Genomic DNA, 24,437 nt, shown 5'->3' with positions numbered 1-24,437 from the left:
AGTACAGTACATCACAAAAATTGCTTCGGTGGTTCAAGAGAAGTGATAACCGAAATGACTAACCCAAATACTGATTTTGATACTCCTTGGAAAGATGTCTTAGAAATCTACTTTGAAGACTTTGTTTCCTTCTTTTTTCCTCAAGCTCATGCGGGTATTGATTGGAATCAAGGCTTTGAATTTCTCGACAAAGAACTTCAACAAGTGGTGCGCGATGCTGAGTTAGGCAAACGTCTCGTCGATAAGTTGGTGAAAATTTATCGTATGGCGGGAGAAGAGACCTGGGTTTTAATCCACATAGAAATCCAGGGTCAGCGAGAAATTGACTTTGCTGAACGGATGTTTATCTATTACTACCGTATTTATGATCGTTACAGGCGTTCAGTAGCGAGTTTGGCAGTTTTAGGTGATGATAATGCTTCTTGGCGACCCAATCAATTTGAGCGTGAGTTATTTGATTGTCAAGTGAGTTTTCACTTTCCGGTCGTCAAGTTGCTAGAATTTAAGCAGCAGTGGTCAGCTTTAGAAGCCAGCCGCAATCCTTTTGCTACAGTCGTGATGGCGAATCTCCAAGCTTTAGAAACTCGGCAAAACCGAAAAAAGCGCAAAGAAGCGAAATTAGCATTAACTAAACGGTTGTACGAACAGGGTTATCAACGAGAGGATATTATCAACCTCTTTAAGTTTATCGATTGGCTGATGAGCTTACCCGCTGAATTAGAACAAGAGTTTCAACAGGAATTAAATCAGTACGAGGAGGAAAAAAGAATGCCTTATATTACCAGTGTTGAAAGAATGGGAATGGAAAAAGGGATGAGAGAATCTGTCATTGATGCCCTTGAGATTCGGTTTGAGAATGTGCCTTCGGAACTGGTTGATGAGATTAGCCAAATTCAAGACACTTCTCTTCTGAAAAATCTCCACAGACAAGCGATTACTCTTGACTCAATCTCAGATTTTCAGGACTATTTAAATCAGTTAATCAAACCTGAATAATTCTGGTTTGTCGCCCAAGAAAACGGGTTTCTTGAGGAAACCCGTTTTCTGTGTTTACCGGTCACTGAATTAATCGCTACAGTTTCTCTTATCTAGTTAAGTAGGGAGGCACAATTATTTGTAGGATGGGTTAGCGCACTTCGTAACCCATCCGGGCGTTGGGTTTCATGCTTCAACCCAACCTACGTTCATTTTATATTTAATTCCACCCACCCACTTATGAGCGGCTGAATGGGAGATACCAGCTTAGATTTTCCTCCTATTCACACAAGAGGATAACCATTGTTTTTAGACTATGAAAACCATAGAAATTAAGCTATTAACAAAACTTAACAAGATAAACATCGCATTACTGGTAGCAGCCCAGATAATCCCAACAGCTATAACCCAGGATATAGAATTAATAAGTGTATGGCCAATAGCTATATGCTCTAAATTTGGTTAAGTTTTTTTAAAGTTCCTGTGAAATTACAGAAAACTTCTTGACATAGCTAGGCAGCTTAGGCTAGACTCGCAGATGAGTTTTTAGATCAATTTGATATTCCCCAACCAATTATTCTCCTAATCTCTCGATTGACTTTGTTGTCCATTGGGATATTGTTGTACAAATTTATCGATTTTGCCACCAAAATATCGCTGAATCCTGTTTAATTCTCTTTTTTTATCCCCAGTTCATCCCATGCCTAACACCCTTTACACCCTCACAACTAACTTAACCCTAGAATCTGCGTTAACCCTCGATTCAGATATTATTTCTGCGCTACAACAGGCAACGCTGTTAATTTCTGGCAAATTACAACAGTTTGCCGATGATTCTGCCTTTGGCGACAAAATACAGGTAGCCTTTGGCACGGCGGTTAATACTGATGGATTACAAAGCCAGTGGCAAGCAGGCGATTTAACTGGCTTTCCCCTCATGGAAATTGTTACAGGAAATGACCTTAATGGGGCAAATGGGGCTTATGCAATAGCAAATAATCGAATTTACCTATCTTACGAGTTTCTGGGTCATAATCAGGGCAATTTAGGGGCTATTGTCGCTCTGCTGTTGGAAGAATATGGCCATTATGTGGATGGGGTGTTGAATAGTACGGATGCGCTAGGGGATGAGGGGGCAATTTTTGCCTCGTTGGTTTTGGGGGAAAGTCTGTCTGAGGAGGCTTTGGCCTATATGAAATCGGAAGATGATCACGGGGTGATTAATGTTGATGGTATAAGTATTGCAGTTGAGAGAGCCACCACTACCGAACCCTCTCTTGTTGCCGATATTAACTCTACTAGCTTTGGCTCTAACCCGAGTAATTTCCTTAACGTTGGGGGCATCCTCTATTTCACCGCCAACGATGATGTTAATGGCACCGAATTATGGCGGGCGAATCCGGCTACTGGCGTTGTCTCTCTGCTGGATATTTATCCCGGAAGTAATACCTCTAGCGTCAGCAACCTAACAGATGTCAATGGCACCCTGTACTTTACGGCCAATAATGGCACAAACGGAACAGAACTTTATCGCATCAATAACACCACCGGAAATCCAGTTCTGATTGACATTCGTCTAGGGTCAAGTACTTCCAGTCCTAGTAATTTGACGAATGTCAACGGGACGCTCTACTTTACCGCTAACAATGGGACCAACGGGACAGAACTTTATCGCATTGATAACACCACTGGCAATCCAGTTTTGATTGATATTGTCCCTGGTAGTGGTAGTTCTAGCCCGAATAATCTGACGAATGCCAATGGAGTTCTTTATTTCACAGCTACGAATAGCACGAGTGGCCAGGAACTCTGGAAGCTTGACCCCGCCACCGGCAACGCCGTCTTCCTCAAGGATATTTACGAGGGCGGCAATAGCTCTAGTCCCGGCAATTTAACCTACAGCGACGGCAAGCTCTACTTTACGGCGAATAATTACACCCAGGGCGTGGAGTTGTGGCGCACCGATGGCACGCCGGAGGGAACGGAATTAGTTGAAGATATCAACGCCACGACCTTAGGTTCTAATCCGAGTAATTTCGTTGAGATGCCAGTTTCCCATTTGACAACACCCACTGAGATTGGGGGCGTTCTCTACTTCACCGCTAACGACGAGATTAATGGAACGGAACTCTGGCGGGCTAATCCTACCACCGGGGTGGTTGAGTTGCTAGATATTTATCCCGGTAGTAATACTTCTAGTGTTAATAATCTAACCGATGTCAACGGGACACTCTACTTTACGGCCAATAACGGCACGAACGGCACGGAGCTTTATCGCATTGATACCGTCGACGAATCTCCGGTTCTGATTGACATTCGTCTAGGGTCAAGTAGTTCTAATCCTAGTAATTTGACAAATGTCAACGGGACGCTCTACTTTACCGCCAATAACGGCACCAACGGGACAGAACTTTATCGCATTGATAACGCCACCGGCAATCCGGCTTTAATTGATATTGTGTCGGGTAGCAGTAGTTCTTCTCCGCGAAATTTGACTAATATTAACGGCGTTTTGTACTTTTCCGCATCCAACAGCGCTGCGGGTCGGGAACTGTGGAAAGTTGATCCCGCCAATAATTTACCGATATTAGTCAGCGATATTCGCTCTGGCAGTAGCGGTTCTGATCCCACTAATCTAATTTTTGGTGGCGGGACTGTGTATTTTACCGCTGATAATGGAACCAACGGAGTAGAACTTTATCGTGTAGATCCCACAACTGGAAACATCGTCCTGTTGGATATTAATACCGGTTCAGGAAGTTCCAATCCTCGCAATCTAATTGATATCAATGGCACACTCTATTTCACCGCTAATAATGCTGTTAATACAGAGCGGTTTTACAAAATTGACCCAACAACCGGTCAACCGGTCCAACTGAGTGTACCTAATCTGTACCAAGATAATGCCGCCTACCTTGACCAATTTACGCGGGTAGGCGATCGCCTGTACTTCCGCAACTCTTATTACAATAATGACTTTACGATTTACCGTCCCCTTTACACGATTGACCCCGCCACTGGCAACGTTGTCCAGGTTTCCGGTGCTCAGTATGTACAATATCTAACTAATGTCAATGGCACACTGTATTTCCAAGGCTATAGTGCTGCCAATGGCTATGAACTTTACCGAATAAACAACACCACAGGCAATGCGGTGTTAATTGATGTGGTGGCAGGTAGTGGCAGTTCATCTCCCCAGAACTTCACCAATGTTAATGGCACAGTCTTCTTTACGGCAAACAACAGTGCCAACGGGACAGAATTATGGAAGCTGGATACAAGTGGTAATCCAGTTTTAGTTAAAGATATTCGCACAGGAAGTAATAGTTCGAGTCCCAGTAGTTTGTTCGCCATTGGCAATACCCTGTACCTCACGGCTGACAACGGTATCAATGGAGTGGAATTATGGGTTAGCGACGGCACAAGTGCGGGAACAGTTCTAGCTAAGGATATTAACGAAAGGAGTCCTAGTTCCAACCCCCGCAATCTCATTGATATTAACGGCACACTCTATTTCACCGCTAATGATGGCGTTAATGGAGAGCGGTTTTACAAAATCGACCCAACAACGGGTCAACCAGTGCAACTGAGTGTACCTAATCTGTACCAAGATGATGCCGCCAACCTTGACCAATTTACGCGGGTAGGCGATCGCCTGTACTTCCGCAACTCCCATTACAATAACGACTATACGATTTACCGTCCCCTTTACACGATTGACCCCGCCACTGGCAACGTTGTCCAGGTTTCCGGTGCTCAGTATGTACAATATCTAACTAATGTCAATGGCACACTGTATTTCCAAGGCCGTGCTGCCAATGGCTATGAACTTTACCGAATAAACAACACCACAGGCAATGCGGTGTTAATTGATGTGGTGGCAGGTAGTGGCAGTTCATCTCCCCAGAACTTCACCAATGTTAATGGCACAGTCTTCTTTACGGCAAACAACAGTGCCAACGGGACAGAATTATGGAAGCTGGATACAAGTGGTAATCCAGTTTTAGTTAAAGATATTCGCACAGGAAGTAATAGTTCGAGTCCCAGTAGTTTGTTCGCCATTGGCAATACCCTGTACCTGACGGCTGACAACGGTATCAATGGCGTGGAATTATGGGTTAGCGACGGCACAAGTGCGGGAACAGTTCTAGCTAAGGATATTAACGAAAGGAGTCCTAGTTCCAACCCCCGCAATCTCATTGATATTAACGGCACACTCTATTTCACCGCTAATGATGGCGTTAATGGAGAGCGGTTCTACAAAATCGACCCAACAACAGGTCAACCAGTACAACTGAGTGTACCTAATTTGTACCAAGATAATGCCGCCTACCTTGACCAATTTACGCGGGTAGGCGATCGCCTGTACTTCCGCAACTCTTATTACAATAATGACTATACGATTTACCGTCCCCTTTACACGATTGACCCCGCCACTGGCAACGTTGTCCAGGTTTCCGGTGCTCAGTATGTACAATATCTAACTAATGTCAATGGCACACTCTATTTCCAAGGCTATAGTGATGCCAGTGGCACGGAACTTTACCGAATAAACAACACCACAGGCAATGCGGTGTTAATTGATGTGGTGGCAGGTAGTGGCAGTTCATCTCCCCAGAACTTCACCAATGTTAATGGCACAGTCTTCTTTACGGCAAACAACAGTGCCAACGGGACAGAATTATGGAAGCTGGATGCCAGTGGTAATCCAGTTTTAGTTAAAGATATTCGCACCGGAAGTAATAGTTCGAGTCCCAGTAGTTTATTCGCCATCGGCAATACCCTGTACCTCACGGCTGACAACGGTATCAATGGAGTGGAATTATGGGTTAGCGACGGCACAAGTGCGGGAACAGTTCTAGCTAAGGATATTAACGAAAGGAGTCCTAGTTCCAACCCCCGCAATCTAATTGATATCAATGGCACACTCTATTTCACCGCTAATGATGGCGTTAATGGAGAGCGGTTCTACAAAATTGACCCAACAACGGGTCAACCAGTACAACTGAGTGTACCTAATTTATACCAAGATAATGCTGCATACCTTGACCAATTTACCCGCGTCGGCGATCGCCTGTACTTCCGCAACTCTTATTACAATAATGACTTTACGATTTACCGTCCCCTTTACACGATTGACCCCGCCACTGGCAACGTTGTCCAGGTTTCCGGCGCTCAGTATGTACAATATCTAACTAATGTCAATGGCACACTGTATTTCCAAGGCTATAGTGCTGCCAATGGCTATGAACTTTACCGAATAAACAACACCACAGGCAATGCGGTGTTAATTGATGTGGTGGCAGGTAGTGGCAGTTCATCTCCTCAGAACTTCACCAATGTTAATGGCACAGTCTTCTTTACGGCAACCAATAGTACCAATGGGACAGAATTATGGAAGCTGGATACAAGTGGTAATCCAGTTTTAGTTAAAGATATTCGCACAGGAAGTAATAGTTCGAGTCCCACCGCGCTTTATGCAGTTGGCAACGCCTTATACTTTACCGCCGATGATGGGGTGAATGGTCGAGAATTATGGCGTAGCGATGGGACAGCTCAAGGTACAGTCCCCTTGGAAATCTATGTCGGCTCCAGTAGCACTAATGTAAGTAATCTCATTGACCTTGGCGGAGTCCTCTACTTTACTGCTAATAATCCCACTTACGGAACAGAACTCTGGCGCATTAACTCTACGACTGGCAATCCTGAAGTTCTGGATATTCATTCAGGTGTGTCAAGCTCCAGTCCTGCTAACCTAACCAATGTCAATGGCACACTGTACTTTACTGCTACTACTAGCGCAACTGGGACAGAGCTTTATCGCATCGATAACACCACAGGAAATCCCGTTCTGATTGACATTTATTCAGCCGGAAGTAGCAGTTCATCCCCGAGTAATTTGACCAATGTCAACGGTACGCTTTACTTCCAAGCTTATACCCCCACAAACGGTTATGAACTGTGGAGAATTGACCCGGCTACGGGAACCCCCAGTGTAATTGATATTGTGTCTGGCAGTGGCAGTTCTTCTCCGCAAAACTTGCTTAATGCTAATGGCGTTCTCTATTTTACTGCCTCTAACAGTGCTAATGGTCAGGAACTTTGGAAAATTGATCCGACTACAGGCAATCCAGTATTTTTGAAGGATATTTATGTCGGCAGTAATAGTTCTAATCCAGGCAATTTAACCTATAGTAATGGCAAGCTTTACTTCAGTGCTGATAATTACAGCCAAGGGATAGAGTTGTGGCAAACCGATGGCACACCAGAAGGTACAGCTTTAGTTAAAGACATTAATGCCACAACCTTGGCATCTAGTCCCAGCAACTTTATCAAAATTGGCAACATCCTCTATTTCACCGCCAACGATGATGTTAATGGCACCGAACTGTGGCGAGCCAATCCGGCTACTGGCGTTGTCTCCCTGCTAGACATTTATCCCGGAAGTAATACCTCTAGCGTCAGCAACCTAACAGATGTCAATGGCACCCTGTACTTTACGGCCAATAATGGCACAAACGGGACAGAACTTTATCGCATCGATAACACCACCGGAAATCCAGTTCTGATTGACATTTATTCAGGAAGTAACAGTTCATCGCCGAGTTATTTAACCAATGTCAACGGTACGCTTTATTTCGAAGCACTGTCAGCCACGAGTGGTTATGAACTGTGGAGAATTGACCCGGCTACGGGAACCCCCAGTGTGATTAATGTCGTGTCGGGTAGTGGCAGTTCTTCGCCGCAAAACTTGCTTAATGCTAATGGTGTTCTTTATTTCACGGCCTCTAACAGTGCTAATGGTCGGGAACTTTGGAAAGTTGATCCGACGACAGGCAATCCAGTGTTCCTCAAGGATATTTATGTCGGTAGTAATAGTTCTAATCCAGGCAATTTAACCTATAGTAATGGCAAGCTTTACTTCACCGCTGATAACGGGGTTAATGGCGTAGAACTTTGGTCAGTTAATGTTGATCAGATTACGACCATTGGTGTTGTTCAGAAAACAGGAGATGAGGATCAGGTTGTTCCTTTTACTGCTAATGACTTTGCCAGTGTCTTTAACAGTGGCAGTGGACTTTCCCTGTCCAAAATTAAGATTATTAACCTACCTAGTAACGGACTTCTCAAGTTAAATAATAATTCCGTCGCTGTTGATCAAGAAATTGCTGTAACAGATTTAGGCAATTTAACCTTTACCCCAAACACCAACTACAACGGAATCGCTGGTTTTACCTGGAACGGCTCAGATGGCACCAATTACGCACTTAACCCATCAACCGTATCTTTAACCATTAACTCAATCAACGATGTCCCCACCGTTGCTAGTCCCATTGCTGATACCAGTATCTATAGTAATCGCTCCTCTAATTTCACTATTTCCGCTAATACTTTCCAAGACTCCGATGTTGGCGATTCTTTAACCTATTCTGCCACCTTAGCCGATGGCAGTCCTCTTCCCAGTTGGTTAACCTTTAATGAGCGCACTTTTAGTGGTAATCCTAGTGCGGCCCAAGCGGGACAATATGACCTAAAGGTGATAGCAACCGATCAAAGTGGTGCTTCCACAAGCGATAGCTTTGTCTTGAGTGTGGTGAATAGCGCCCCCTACTCTATTGGTCTTAGCAATAATACAATCCCCGAAAACAGTGCTAATAATACTCTAATTGGCACACTGATTTCTCAAGATTTAAACACCAATGACACCTTCACTTATACCTTAGTGAATAATGCAGGGGGACGGTTTACTCTTGATGGTGATAAAATAGTTGTTGCTGATACTAGCTTACTGGATTACGAAACAGCTACTCAACATACAATTCGAGTCAAAACAACAGATAGTAGTGGCTTATCTTATGAGCAAAATATTACTATCTTTCTTTCCAATGTTAATGATGCTTTAGCAGGAACTTTATCTTTTACTTCCTCGACCTTTAGCGTCAATGAAAATGGAACACCCGTTGCTAGTGTCACTGTTCAACGCACTAATGGTAATGAAGGAACTGTCAGTGTTAATGTCTTACTCAGTGATGGAACGGCGGTCTTTCCCAATGACTACAATTCCCTAGCTATTCCTGTGGTCTTTGGACCCGGAGAAACCAGTAAAACAGTAACCCTTCCCATCGTCAATGATTCCGATTTTGAAGGGGATGAAACCGTTAATTTAACCTTAAGTAGTCCCACAGGTGGCGCAACATTAGGAGTCCAAACTACGGCTACGTTAACTATTGTTGACAATGATTTGCCAACGGTTTCCCTAGCGGTTTCTCCTGCAAGTGTGACAGAAGATGGCACAAATAACTTAGTTTATACTTTTACCCGTACTGGAAATACCGCTAGTCCTCTCACCGTTAACTTTAATGTGAGTGGTAATGCAACCTTTAATAATGACTATAGCCAAAGCGGTGCAGATAGTTTTAGTGGGACAAGTGGAAGTATTACCTTTGCAGCAGGTTCTAATACAGCAACTTTAACCATTGACCCCACAGCAGATACTATCTTTGAGCAAGATGAAACAGTTAGTTTGACTCTGGTTTCTAGTGCTAATTATAATCGGGGAACGACGAATACAGTTACTAGCACAATTAATAATGACGATGTTGATGCAGGAGTTCTATCTTTTAGTTCATCTCAATTTAGTGTTAATGAGGATGGAACAGTAGTCAATGCAGTCACTATTAATCGTGCAGGTAATAATACTGGCGCAGTTAGTGTCACTTTAAGTCTATCTTCTGGTACAGCAACAGCGGGGAGTGACTACAATAACACCCCAATTACAGTTAACTTCGCTAATGGGGAAACCAGTAAAACCGTCAACATTCCGATAATTAACGATAGCCAATTGGAAGCAGACGAAACCGTTAACTTAACCCTGTCTAATCCCCAGGGTGGCGCAACATTAGGAACCCAAACCACAGCGGTACTAACCATCATTAACGATGATTTACCGCAACCTGGAACAATTAGTTTTAATAGTGCTAATTATTCGGTTAATGAAAATGCAAATAGTTCACCAATTCAAATTTTAACAGTTGATTCGCAAACAAATATTTATCCTATAGGCCAACCTAAAGTATATTCTCAAGTTTTAACGAATGGCAAAAAATATCGTTTTGAAATTGCAGGAACATGGAGTCCAGACTATCGGGTAAATAATTGGTTGGTTGACGCAAGATTTGTAACAAGAAATAACTTTGTAAGCGTCAATGATAGTGATTCTACTTTTGGTGATTTTGGATTATATTCCAGCATTCTCGGTAATAATAATGATGACTTCTTAGGTAATTATCAAGCTAATCACATTTATTCTTTAGAGTACGAAGGAAAAGGAGAACCAGTTGATTTTTACATCTATGATATCAATTCGGGGGATAACTTAGGTAAATATACTATTAAGATTTTTGAACTTAACACAATAACGCTGAACCGTACTGGAGGAAGTGAGGGAACAGTTAGTGTTACTTTAACACCATCAGATGGAACAGCAACCCAAGGAAGTGACTACAATAACACACCTATTACCGTCACCTTTGCTAACGGTGAAACCAGCAAAACTGTAACTATACCCATCACCGATGACAGTATTTACGAACCCACTGAAACCGTCAACTTAACCATCTCCAATCCCACAGGTGGCGCAACCTTAGGAACCCAACAAACCGCCATCCTGACGATTATTGATAATGACGCAGTACCAGGAGTCATTCAGTTTAGTAATGCTACTTACTCAGTTAATGAGAATGGAACTCCGGTTACTGCTGTAACTTTAACTCGTACCAATGGAAGTGATGGCGCGGTTAGTGTCAGAATTAACCTAACTAATGGAACAGCAACCGCACCAAGTGACTACAATAATACCCCAATTACGGTTAACTTTGCTAACGGAGAAACCAGCAAAACTGTTACCATTCCCATCGTTAACGATAACCAATTTGAAGCAGACGAAACCGTCAACTTAACCCTCTCTAACCCGACAGGTGGCGCAACATTAGGAACCCAGACGACAGCAGTTTTAACCATTCTCAATGATGACTTACCTCAACCCGGAACAATTAGCTTCAACAGCAATAGTTACACCGTCAACGAAAATAATGGGACAGCGAATATTACTCTAAATCGTAGCGGTGGAAGTGACGGGGAAGTTAGCGTTATTCTAACCCCTAGTAATGGCAGTGCAACCGCAGGAGACGATTACACTAATACCCCCATTACTGTCACCTTTGCTAATGGACAAACCAGTAAAACCGTTACTATACCCATCACCGATGACAGTATTTACGAACTCACCGAAACTGTCAACTTAACCATCTCTAATCCCACAGGTGGCGCAACATTAGGAACCCAGCAAACCGCCACCCTCAGTATCATTGATAATGACGCAGTACCAGGGGTCATTCAATTTAGTAATGCTACTTACTCAGTTAATGAGAATGGAACTCCGGTTACAGCAGTCACTCTCACCCGTACTAATGGAAGTGATGGCGCAGTTAGTGTTACAGTTAACCTCACAAATGGAACAGCCACAGCAGGAAGTGACTACAATAACACCCCAATTACAGTCAACTTCGCTAATGGGGAAACAGCGAAAACCGTCAATATTCCCATCATTGATGACAGTGTTTTAGAAACTACTGAAACCATCAATCTGAGTCTATCTAACCCCACCAACGGCGTAACAATCGGCTCACAAAACAGCGCAATTGTCAATATTATTGACAACGACTTTAAACCCACCTTAACCGTTAACATTACTGGGGAACAAGTCACCGAAGGTAACACCATTCAGGGAACAGTCACTCGAAATACCGACACCACCGAACCCCTAACTGTCACCTTAGTTAATAGTGATAATAGTCAAATTACCGTACCTAATACTGTGACTATTCCAGCAGGTGCAAATTCAGTTAACTTTAACCTGAACGCAGTTGATGATACCTTAATTGAACTACCGAAAAACTATACAATTATTGCTACATCCCAAGGATTTGTCAGTGGTTCAGATACCCTAGCAGTAATCGACAATGATGCAGTTAGCCTCAGCCTAACTCTCGACTCTAATAATATTAACGAAAATGGCGGAAAAGCGATCGCGACTGTCACCCGCAATGTCATCACTTCAACCCCCTTAGTTGTCCAACTCAGCAGCAGTGACACCACTGAAGCAACTGTACCCACAAGCGTTACCATCGCAGCAGGACAAGCTTCTGCTACCTTTGAAATATCAGCAATTGACGATACTGCTTTAGACGGAAATCAAACAGTTACCATCACCGCCAAACCCACCTATACAGGGACAAACTTAGCAACTGATACAGGAAACGCAACCACCAATATTAATATCATCGATAACGAAAGTCCTAGTTTAAAAGTCGTTATTGACAAAGATGTTATCTCAGAAACAGGAACCGCAACAGCAACCCTTACCCGTAATACTGATACCAGCAGTGACTTAACCGTTACTCTCAATTCCAGTGATACCACCGAAGCAACTGTTCCCAATACAGTGACAATTGCTGCGGGACAAACTTCAGCCACTTTCACTATTACCGGAATTAGTGACGGAATCAATGATGGAAGCCAAACGGTAACGATTACTGCTTCAGCAACAGGGTTAAATAGTGGGAGTGACAGCTTAGAAGTCACTGATATTAATGTTCCCGATTTAGTCGTCACTCAATTACAAGGAATCTCCCCAACTTATACAACTAAACAATCCCAATTTACCTACACAGTCGCTAACAATGGGATTATCGCTGCGACGGGAAGTTGGAAAGACCGAATTTACTTATCAACTGACAATAAGCTAGATGCAAATGACACCTTATTAGGAGAATTTGGTTTAGGAAGTACAGAAAATCCAGCCAATCTATTACCCGGAACATCATACAATCGCACAGTCACCTATTTTGCTCCCCGTAATCCCGGACAATATTATTTAATTGGGGTGACAGATAACGGAAATACGGTTAATGAGGGGGTAACAATTGGGGAAAACAATAATACAACGATTACCCCAGTGACAGTAACACCGGCTTATCGTGGTACGGTTTATACTGACACAGAAACTGCGATTGCGGGTAATCCTGTTACTTTACGGGGACAAGCATTAAGTAATAGTGATAATTCTCCTGTAGCTTATGAATTTGTCAAAGTTCGGGTAGAAAACAAAGGAAATATCCGAGAGTTTGATGCGTTTACCGATGGAAATGGTAATTTTGTCCGTCAATTTACTCCCTTAACAGGAGAAGCAGGAACTTATAATATCAATGCTTATTTCCCTGGATTTGCAGCAGAAGATAGCACCCCAGAAGATAGTTTTACTCTCTTAGGAATGCGGTTTGAACAAAATGACCAATTCTTAACCCAGGTTTCCCAACGGATTACCGAAGGAACTACCTTTAATGGGTCAGTTAAATTACAAAACCTGAGTAATCTAGGATTATCAGGATTAACTGCTACTGTCAATGGTGCACCGAGTGATTGGACAGTTAATGTTACTCCAGAGAAGACTAGCTTAGGTGGGAATGAAGAAATCACGGTCAATTACAGTATCAATGTCCCTGATGATAAATGGAGTTATTACAATTTTGGTCTGGGATTAAGTACCGCTGAAGGCGTTACCGCCAATTTACCAGTACGAGTAGATGTGGCGCAACTATTACCCCGTTTAGTGGCGGATACCAGCAGTTTACAAGCTTCGATGTTGCGGGGAGGTCAAACGATAGTCGAGTTTACGGTGAGTAATCAAGGTGAGGTTGCGTCAGGACAATTAAGTATTCTGCTTCCTGATGCTTCTTGGTTAAAGTCAGCTTCTGCGGTTACTTTACCGTCTTTAAATCCTGGTCAATCAACGAAAGTTTCATTGTTATTACAACCGTCAACAACGCAAGAGTTAACGGTTTATAACGGAAATGTCGTTATTTCTGGGGATGAAGCATCCTTAAGCTTACCCTTTAATTTCCGAGCGATTTCGGAAGCGAAAGGGAATCTTAATATTAATGTTGTTGATGAATTATTCTTTTTTGCGGAAGGTTCACCCAGGCTAGAAAATGCGACAATTACCCTATTAGATCCCTTTACAGGAACCGTCATTTCCTCAGAAAAAGATGCGGATGGGATATTGTCTAAAACTGATTTAGCAGAAGGGTATTATAAACTGCGGATTACTGCTGACAACCATGATACTTATGAGCAGAATATTTATGTCAGCGCAGGAGAAACAGAGGATATTCAGGCATTTTTGTCAAGACAAACAGTTAAATATACTTGGACAGTAACGCCGACAGAAATTGAAGATCGATATACCATTACCATTGAATCAACCTTTGAAACCAACGTCCCAATTCCGACGGTAGTTATTGAACCAGGGTATATTGATTTAATTGACTTACAAGGAGTAGGTCAAGTCATGCAAATTGACATGAAAGTTACTAATCATGGCTTAATTGCAGCGAATGATATTGCCTTAAATTTACCTGAACATCCCTTCTATAAGATTGAGCCTTTAATCAATGGGGTTGACATTTTAGCCGCTAAAAGTTCGATTACCATTCCGGTAAGAATTACCCGTATTGCGGACTTTGACACTTTACCTAGCAATAGTGGTGATCTTAGTACATCTTCTACCCCTCAAGTACCTTGCTCGATTTCATGGGGATTGAGTTATGACTATGAATGTGCTGGACAAAAAATTAAGCGTGCAATTCCTATTCCTGTCTTGAATGTAGAAGGTAACTGCCCTGGTGGCGGTTTTGGCCCTGGTGGCGGTTTTGGCCCTGGTGGCGGTTTTGGCCCTGGTGGCGGAACAGTTTCCCAGGTCACCATTATTTCAACCCCATCTGATTGTGATCCTTGTGTGGAGAAAACTAAACAAGCGATCGCTAGTTGTGCGATCAAATTTATTCCTATCCCTAATTGGATTAGTTGCACTAAAGGAGCTTATGACTGTGTTACCGGCGGTATAAGTTGGGAAAGTGCTTATGGTTGCTTTACAACCATCTTAAGTTGTGCTGAGGCAATTGGTAAGACAATACCGGGTCCTTGGAAATATCTAAGTGTACTGGAGTGTACGTATGAAATCCTGACAGCTTGTCTAGGTAGTGGCTCTGGCGGAAGTGGGGGTGGAGGCTCTGGCGGAAGTGGGGGTGGAGGCCCTAACAGTCCTAATACTCTAGCCTCTTTTGGCATTCAAACAAGTGATTTAGGTCAGATCAGTGTCAATGGGATTCCTCAATCTGCTTTGAAACTCTTACAAGATAGCTATGCTAGTCTTCAGACCTTTGTTGATGCTCAAACTTTTCTTTTTGGCAATATTGCTTGGTGGAAAGCAGCCGAAGAGGATGCAGTAAGCTTTAGTAATTGGTTAGATGCGTTTCAAACTCGAACTGAGGGAACCACTACAACAGAGGCAAAAATCTCTGATTCAGAGCGAAATGAATTGCTTAGTGTAACACTGCCTTCCGGTATTACAGCAACTGATGTTAACCAGTTTCTAGATCGTTGGAATCGTACTATTGATTATTGGCAAGCAGGTAAATTTGAACAAAAAGATGTTCCATCTGGAGACAATGCTGACTTCTTGGCAATAGATGTATGGAAAAATAAACTATCTAAAGCAAATGATGCTATCAAGCAAAGTGAAGCTGCTGGATTTAGTGATCCTGGTGAGCAAGCTTTAGGAGCAATTCAAGAACTACAAAAAGCCTTAGATGGTAGTGGAGGAGTCTGCGCCACAGTCAAAATCCAAATCGACCAAGAAGCAGTAATGACCCGCGCTGCCTTCCTTGGTAACTTAGAAATAGAAAACGGCAACCCCACCAACCTAACTAACCTTGCTGTCACCCTCCAAATCAAAGACCAAAACGGCAATATTGTCAACGACTTATTTGGCATTACTGACCCCATTCTTAGCAATATTACCGCCGTTGACGGAACAGGAATCTTAACCGGAAACGACCCCAACACACCCCAAAATGAAGGAATAGGTAGCGCCAAATGGACTTTTATTCCCACCAATTTAGCCGCGCCAGAAATTCCAACCCAATACAGTATTGGTGGAACCCTTTCCTACCTCGAAAACGGCAAAACTATCACCGTCCCCCTACTATCCAGTCCTGTAACCGTCTATCCCCAAGCCGAACTTTACCTCGACTATTTCCATCAACGAGATGTATTCGCCGATGACCCCTTCACCGACGACATTGTTGAAACATCCGTCCCCTACTCCCTCGCTGTATTAGTCAGAAATGAAGGAAAGGGAGACGCGAAAAACCTCAAAATCACCTCCGGTCAACCCAAAATCGTCGAAAACGAAAAAGGCTTACTAATAGACTTTCAAATCATCGGTTCCGAAGTCAACGGACAAGGCGTAACCCCCTCCCTAACCGTCAACTTTGGCGACATCAAAGCCGGAAAAACCGCCGTCGCTGACTGGTTACTAAAATCCAGCCTACAAGGAAAATTCATCGACTACAAAGCCACCTTTGAGCATATTAACAGCCTTGGTAAAGCCGAACTCTCCCTCATCAAAGAAGTCAAAATCCACGAATTAATTCACACAGTCCAAGTCAATCATTCTAACCCCGACAACCTACCCGACTTCCTCGTTAACGAAACCTTTGACGCACAATTTACCCCCGATATAATCTACTTCAGCAGTGGGGGAACAGCACCCGTCAAAGCCGTCAAAAACGCCACCCTTGACGCACCCCCAACCCTCAATGATTTAACCGTTCAAATTAGCGCCACCGTCGAAAATGGCTGGACTTACTTCCGCTTAGATGAACCCAGTGACAGTCAATACGATATCGTTAAAATCTTGCGGTCTGATGGTACAGAAATTGGGTTAGATAATATTTGGACAACTGACCGAACTTTCCCTGCGACAGGTCGTCCAATTTATGAAAATATCTTACATTTTCTTGACAATAACGCCACAGGAGGAACGAAAACCTACACGGTTGTTTATACCCCTGGCGGACCCACTATCACCGATATTATTGATGTTAGTCCCGACCCTATCTCTACGGCTGTTAACGCCATTACCGTTGACTTTTCTGAAGCCATTAAAGCCAGCAGTTTCGATTACAACGACTTAAGCTTAACCCTAAACAATGGCACAAACTTAATCAACTCCACCGTCACCATTATTTCCCTCTCTCCCACCCGTTATCAAATTACAGGATTAAACACCCTTACCAATAACGACGGAGAATATAAACTCACCGTCAACGCCACAGGAATCCAAGACACCATCGGTAAATTCGGTAGCGGTTCACTAACAGAAACCTGGGAGAAAACGGCTGGCGGTAATGCAGACACCACCCCACCAGTAGTAACAGATATTGTCAATCTTCTCATCAATCCTCGCAATCAACCAGTTCCCTCTTTAACCGTCACTTTCTCCGAAAAAATTGACCTCAGTACCTTCACTTGGCAAGATATTAGTCTCACCCGCAATAGTGGAACTAATTTAATTAACAATACTGTCACCATCACCGCCATCAATGACACCACCTATCGTATCAATGGATTAAGTGGATTAACCGCCACCGATGGAACTTACAACCTGACAGTTAACGGTAGTGGAATCCAAGACTTATCTGGTAATTCAGGAAATGGAACCCAGTCCGAAACCTGGATAATGGATACCATCGCACCCACAATTCCTACTAACATTACAGTCACAAATCCCCTCACCCCTTCAGGGATAAATATTGAGAGTGCAAACATTGCTGAGGGCGCAAGCATTGCGCCCCTACAGCCTTTAACTGTATCAGGACAACAGCGCATTAATACAACCAATCCCACCATTAGCGGTGACTTAGGAGAAACCGGATTAAAAGTCTTCTTCTACGACAAAACTACTAATACTCTCTTACAACAAGCAACCGTAACAGGAAGCGAATTTAGTGGTAGTTTACCACTTCCCTCACCTGGTGCTAGAGATATAGAAATCCGCCTACAAGATACCGCAGGAAACATCAGTAGTACAACCCTCAGTCTCTTCGCAGATATCAGCCAACCAGTCCTTACCCAATTCCTCAACATTCCTACCTCAACCCTTAACCCTGTCAATAGTATTGACCTTGAATTCTCCGAACAAATTGACCTAAATACCTTCGATAAAAGTGATATTACCCTCACCCGTGATGGTGTCACCCTCACCCTACCCAATACCGTAACCGTTGAATATCTCTCAGGTACAACCTATCGGATTAATGGCTTAGGAGACTTAACCAATACCCCAGGAATCTACAACCTAAAAGTTGACGCAACCACCATACAAGACAACGCCGGAAACAGCGGAGACGCAGCCAAAAACACCAACTTTATCATTACTTCCCCTCCCACACCTGGAATTACCTTAACCCAAACCGGAGGAAACACAACCGTCACCGAAGGTGGTAACACTGACACCTATTCCCTCGTCTTAAAAACCCAACCCACCAACGACGTTACCATCACCCTAACTGGTAACAATCAAATTACCCTCAATTCAACTACCCTTACCTTCACTACAACCAACTGGAATACTCCCCAAAACATCACCATTACCGCAGTAGATGACACCCTAACAGAAGGGAATCATACTGCTACCATTACCCACAATATCAGCAGTACAGACACCAATTACAACGGGTTAACCCTTCCTAATGTTATTGTCAATATTCAAGACAACGATGCTGAAATAAAAGGCAATATTTGGAACGATATTGATGGCAATGCCGTTAATAACAACGAACCCAATCTATCAGGATGGACAGTTTACTTAGACAGCAACAACAACAACCAACTAGATACCGGAGAAACCACAACTCAAACTAACGCCAACGGTGACTATACCTTCAATAACCTGCGTCCAGGTAATTATAACGTCGCACAAGTCGTTCAAAACGGATGGAAACAAACCTATCCCATCCTCAATATCACCACCACCGCTGCGAATATTCCCCTGACAATTCCCACCCTAGACCTCATTCCCACCTCGACAAACACTGAAACCCAACTCAACTTCAACACCGCCAACTACATAGTCAAAGAAGATGGAACCGCCATTACCGAAATTATCATCAACCGCAGCGGAAATCTCGCAGAAACAGTCACAGCAACCCTCACCTTTACCGATGGAACCGCCAAAGGATGCGGTTGCGCCGCTAGTTCGATAAATAACGACTTTAACTATAGTCCCATTACCATTACTTTCACAGAAAACGAAATCAGTAAAGTCATTCCCGTCCAAAATGCCATCTTAAATAATCCCAACGCCATCCGCATTCGCAACGACAATAAAGTTGAGGGAGACGAATACTTTACAATTCATCTAACCAACCCGACAAACGGCGCAATCATTGGTAATCAAAGTCAAGCAACCGTCACTATTCTCGATGATGAATCTCCCAATAATAATCCAATCACACCGCCTATCTCAAATCCCAGTAACACCCTTTCCACTTCTCAAAATAGTAACGCCACCAATCTAATTAACCTTGATGATTTTTGGTCAGATTCCCGCTTTACTAACATCAAAGGACAAGGAGAAAGCATCGTTATTATTGATACAGGTGCAGACTTAAATCATCCGCTCTTTGGTGTCGATGCTAATAATAATGGTATTGCTGACAAGATTATCTATCAATACGACTTTGCTGATAATGATACTGATGCTAGTGATAAAAACAATCACGGTTCCCACATCGCCAGCATCGCCTCGCAAATTGCTCCCGACGCTAACTTAATTATACTCAAAGTCTTTAAAGATAACGGTTCTGGGTACTTTGCTGACTTAGAAGAAGCATTACAGTGGGTTAATACAAATGCCAACACATATAATGTCACCTCTGTCAACCTTTCTTTAGGAGATAATCAAAACTGGACAACCGCCACCGGACGCTATGGAATTGGCGATGAATTAGCCGCCATTGCCGGACAAAATATTCTCATAGCAGCAGCAGCGGGTAACAGTTTCTACACCTTTAATAGCAGTCCTGGATTAGCCTATCCAGCAGCAGACCCTAATGTTATCTCAGTCGGTGCAGTTTGGGCCGATGATTTCGGTTCTGGCAGCTTTAGTAATGGTGCTAAAGATTATACAACTGCGGCAGACCGAATTGCCAGTTTCTCCCAACGCCATCCAATTTTAGATGTATTTGCTCCAGGAATTTTAATCAGTGGCGCGAATGCAACTGGCGGGACAATTACCATGGGTGGCACATCTCAAGCCGTGCCTTACATTAGCGCAATTGCTACCCTTTCCCAACAGATTGCTAAAACTTATTTAGGACGGGAATTAACCTTAACTGAATTCCGTACCTTATTAGACACAACTAGCAATTTAATTATTGATGGGGATGACGAAAACGATAACGTTACCAATACAGGAATCAGTTATCCTCGAATCAATGCACTTGCTTTAGCAGAAAACATACTCAACCTCAATGACAGTAATTCTAATCCAGATTTAGTTAACCCAGGAAATAACAATAATAATGGTTCCAACACGGTCACTAATACCGTCAGTTTAGTTCATAATGTCACCCTGACTGCGGGACAGATACTAACGGGAATTAACTTCGGTAATCAGCAACTTCCCAGCAATCAACCGCCAACTCTGAATAACATTAATAAGAGTGGGGATGAAGATAACCCCATCAACTTTAGCCAAAGTGATTTTACTTCAGCTTTCAATGATGCTGATGGTAATACTCTCGTTAAAATCCAGATTACTGCTTTACCTAATAACGGTGTTCTCCAACTGAATAATACAGCAATTGCACTCAGTCAAGAAATTGCTGTCAGCGACTTAAATAATCTCACTTTTAGTCCCAATACTAACTTTAACGGGAATATCAGTTTTAGTTGGAACGGGTTTGATGGGAGTGTTTATAGTATCAATTCTGCTCAAGTTAACTTAACAGTTAACCCAGTAGATGACGCACCAACTGTCCTCAATCCGATTACAGATGTCAATGTTGACGAAGATGCAGCTAATACCGTCATTGATATAACCAACGTCTTCACTGATATTGATAATGACCCGACTTTAATTGTTAAATCAGTATTGACCAACGATAATACAGGATTAGTCACTGCTACCATCGTTGACAATCAATTAACCCTTGACTACCAAGACAATCAATCTGGGACAGCTAATCTGACAATTCGTGGGACATCCAACGGTAAAACTGTTGATGATACTTTCGTCATTACAGTTAACCCAGTAGATGACGCACCAACTGTCCTTAATCCGATTACAGATGTCAATGTTGACGAGGATGCAGCCAATACCGTCATTGATTTAACCAACGTCTTCACTGATATTGATAATGACATCGCTTTAATTGTCAAATCAGTATTCGTCAATGACAATCCTGGATTAGTCACCGCTACCATCGTTGACAATCAGTTAACCCTTGACTACCAAGACAATCAATCTGGGACAGCTAATCTGACAATTCGGGGAACATCCAACGGTAAAACTGTTGACGATACTTTCGTCATTACAGTTAACCCAGTAGATGACGCACCAACTGTCCTTAATCCGATTACAGATGTCAATGTTGACGAAGATGCAGCCAATACCGTCATTGATTTAACCAACGTCTTCACTGATATTGATAATGACCCGACTTTAATTGTCAAATCAGTATTCGTCAATGACAATCCTGGATTAGTCACCGCTACCATCGTTGACAATCAATTAACCCTTGACTACCAAGACAATCAATCTGGGACAGCTAATCTGACAATTCGGGGAACATCCAACGGTAAAACTGTTGACGATACTTTCGTTGTCAATGTCGGTATAGTCGATAATCCACCAACCGTCCTCAATCCGATTACAGATGTTAATGTTGACGAAGATGCAGCTAATACGGTTATTGATTTAACCACCGTCTTTAGTGACCCCGATGGAGATGCAATTACCAAGAGTGTGTTATCCAACACAAATACTAGCTTGGTGACAGCAACTATCGTTAATAACCAATTAATCCTAGATTATCTCCAAAATCAGTTTGGAACGGCTCAAATTACCATCAGAGGAACATCGAAAGGTTTATTTATTGAGGATACCTTTACCATTACCGTCAACCAAGTGACGGAAGGGATACTCATTACAGGCACATCTGGCAATGACAATCTTGTCGGTGGAGACGGAAACGACACCCTACAAGGATTAGCCGGAAACGACACCCTAAATGGAGGACTGGGTTCGGATTCTCTCGAAGGAGGCAATGGCAATGATGTCTATTATGTGGATAATAGTGGAGATCTTGTCCTAGAAACCGTTACAGGTAGTACAGGCGGAACGGACTTAGTTTATGCGAGTGTCTCTTATACTTTACCTAACCTAGTGGAAAATCTGACCCTAACAGGTAATTCAGCCATTAACGGCACAGGAAACAGCCTTAATAACACAATTATCGGCAATAACGGCAATAACTACCTCCTAGGCGATGCAGGGAACGATACATTAGACGGCAAAGCAGGGGTAGATACCCTAGACGGAGGAGCAGGTAATGACACTTATACTATTGATAATATCAACGATGTGATTATTGATAGTGCAGGAACAGATACGGTTTCCGCTTCCATTACTTATACCCTAGCAGCGGGATTAGAAAATCTAACCTTAACTGGGAATGGTAACTTAAATGGCACAGGAAACAGCCTTAATAACACAATTATCGGCAATAACGGCAATAACTACCTCCTAGGCGATGCAGGGAACGATAAACTAGACGGCAAAGCAGGGGTAGATACCCTAGACGGAGGAGCAGGTAATGACACTTATACTATTGATAATATCAACGATGTGATTATTGATAGTGCAGGAACAGATACGGTTTCCGCTTCCATTACTTATACCCTAGCAGCGGGATTAGAAAATCTAACCTTAACTGGGAATGGTAACTTAAATGGCACAGGAAACAGCCTTAATAACACAATTATCGGCAATAACGGCAATAACTACCTCCTAGGCGATGCAGGGAACGATACATTAGACGGCAAAGCAGGGGTAGATACCCTAGACGGAGGAGCAGGTAATGACACTTATACTATTGATAATATCAACGATGTGATTATTGATAGTGCAGGAACAGATACGGTTTCCGCTTCCATTACTTATACCTTGGCCAATAATCTTGAAAACCTGACCTTAACAGGTAGTACAGCGATTAATGGCACGGGGAACAATGGCAATAATGTGATAACCGGAAATTCAGGTGCCAATCTTCTCTCTGGGTTGGATGGTAATGATAGCCTTAATGGGGGCAATGGAAATGATACCCTACTCGGCGGAAATAGCGATGATACTCTTATAGGAGGGACAGGAAATGACAGCTTGACGGGAGGAAGTGGCCGTGATTTCTTCCGCTATAACTCACGCACGGAAGGCATTGACACGATTGCCGACTTTAATGTGCTAGATGACACGATTTTGGTATCTCGGAGTGGATTTAGTGGCGGTTTAACGGTTGGTACTTTACTAAACACCCAGTTTACTACCGGAACATCAGCGACGACTTCTGCTCATCGTTTTATTTATAATGCCAGTAATGGTCAATTATGGTACGACATTGACGGTACAGGAACAACAGCAGCCAGCCAAATTGCGACACTTTCTCCAAATTTAGCTTTAACTGCCAGCAATTTCCTGGTTTTCTAAGCATCATTAAAGGGAGTAGGCAATCATCAGTTAACTGTTACAGGATTTCCAGCTTTTTTCAAATGCAGTTTTATATTTTCTTTAGAGATGGGCTGTCCCAAAATCTGCTCAGAGCGGCCAAAAGTTAGAAAAACAAGCGTTAAAACTGCCAGTTTTGTCGTTACACCAGTTAACGGAAATTATCAAGCATTGTTACAAACTTGTGTTTTTATCGGTGCTTGTGATGACAGTCAATCCTTGACTAATGCTAGTAATTTAGAATCATTTCTCAGCTTATCGGGTAATCAGTTAAGCAATCTATTTGTTACTGAAGGATCCGCTATCAAACAGACTATTACTGCTAATTATGGCGATATTTTCAGCTTTTCTTGGAATTTTCTGACTGATGAAGTGCCGCTGATGTAGATTACAATGATTTCGCTTTTTTTACCCTTAATAATACTTTATATTCTTTGGCAGATACTCAATCTAGTTTTCCAGTCAATCCTTCTTTTTCCCCTGTAACGAAAGAAACAGGCTATCAAACCTACACGATACCAATATCGGTGACTGGAACATATACTTTAGGGTTTGGGGTAGTTGATGTGGATAAGACAGGAGGAGGAAATGCTGCTGGAAATTCAGCTTTATTAGTTGATAATATCAAGCTTACTAATATAGCCAAAGTTCCTGAACCTGATCCTATTTTCGGACTATTATTAACTCTAGGATTAGCCAGCAAGTGCAAGCGCAATAATTGTTAACATCACCCGCTATCGAGAAAACGGGTTTCTCAAAGAAACCCGTTTTCTGC

Annotated in this window: 4 protein-coding genes; all 4 read left to right on the top strand. The window is 42.7% G+C overall.

Translation table 11 applies throughout. From position 1 onward, the window contains the following. Positions 1–54: 54 nt before the first annotated feature. The 4 genes from GQR42_RS00125 to GQR42_RS00005 all read left to right on the top strand — a co-directional run bounded on the left by GQR42_RS00125 (position 55) and on the right by GQR42_RS00005 (position 24,387). Positions 55–996 (top strand): cytosolic protein, encoded by a 942-nt coding sequence (locus tag GQR42_RS00125; RefSeq protein ID WP_158198439.1) that lies wholly within the window; start codon positions 55–57, stop codon positions 994–996. 679 nt (positions 997–1,675) lie between these two features. Further along, positions 1,676–23,644, top strand: a complete 21,969-nt coding sequence (locus tag GQR42_RS28110) for an ELWxxDGT repeat protein (RefSeq protein WP_233271197.1) — start codon at positions 1,676–1,678, stop codon at positions 23,642–23,644. Positions 23,645–23,731: 87 nt separating this feature from the next. Beyond that, entirely contained in the window at positions 23,732–24,049 is a 318-nt protein-coding gene (locus tag GQR42_RS00010) for a hypothetical protein (protein WP_158198438.1), read from the top strand. Positions 24,050–24,096: 47 nt separating this feature from the next. After that, a complete protein-coding gene (locus tag GQR42_RS00005) occupies positions 24,097–24,387 on the top strand; it encodes a PEP-CTERM sorting domain-containing protein (RefSeq protein ID WP_158198437.1) in 291 nt (96 codons plus the stop codon). Positions 24,388–24,437: the final 50 nt, after the last annotated feature.

The sequence above is a fragment of the Microcystis aeruginosa FD4 genome (assembly GCF_009792235.1).
Taxonomy (GTDB): Bacteria; Cyanobacteriota; Cyanobacteriia; order Cyanobacteriales; family Microcystaceae; genus Microcystis; species Microcystis viridis.
The sequence above is the reverse complement of the archived record's forward strand: the minus strand, read 5'-3'. Positions and strand labels throughout refer to the sequence as shown.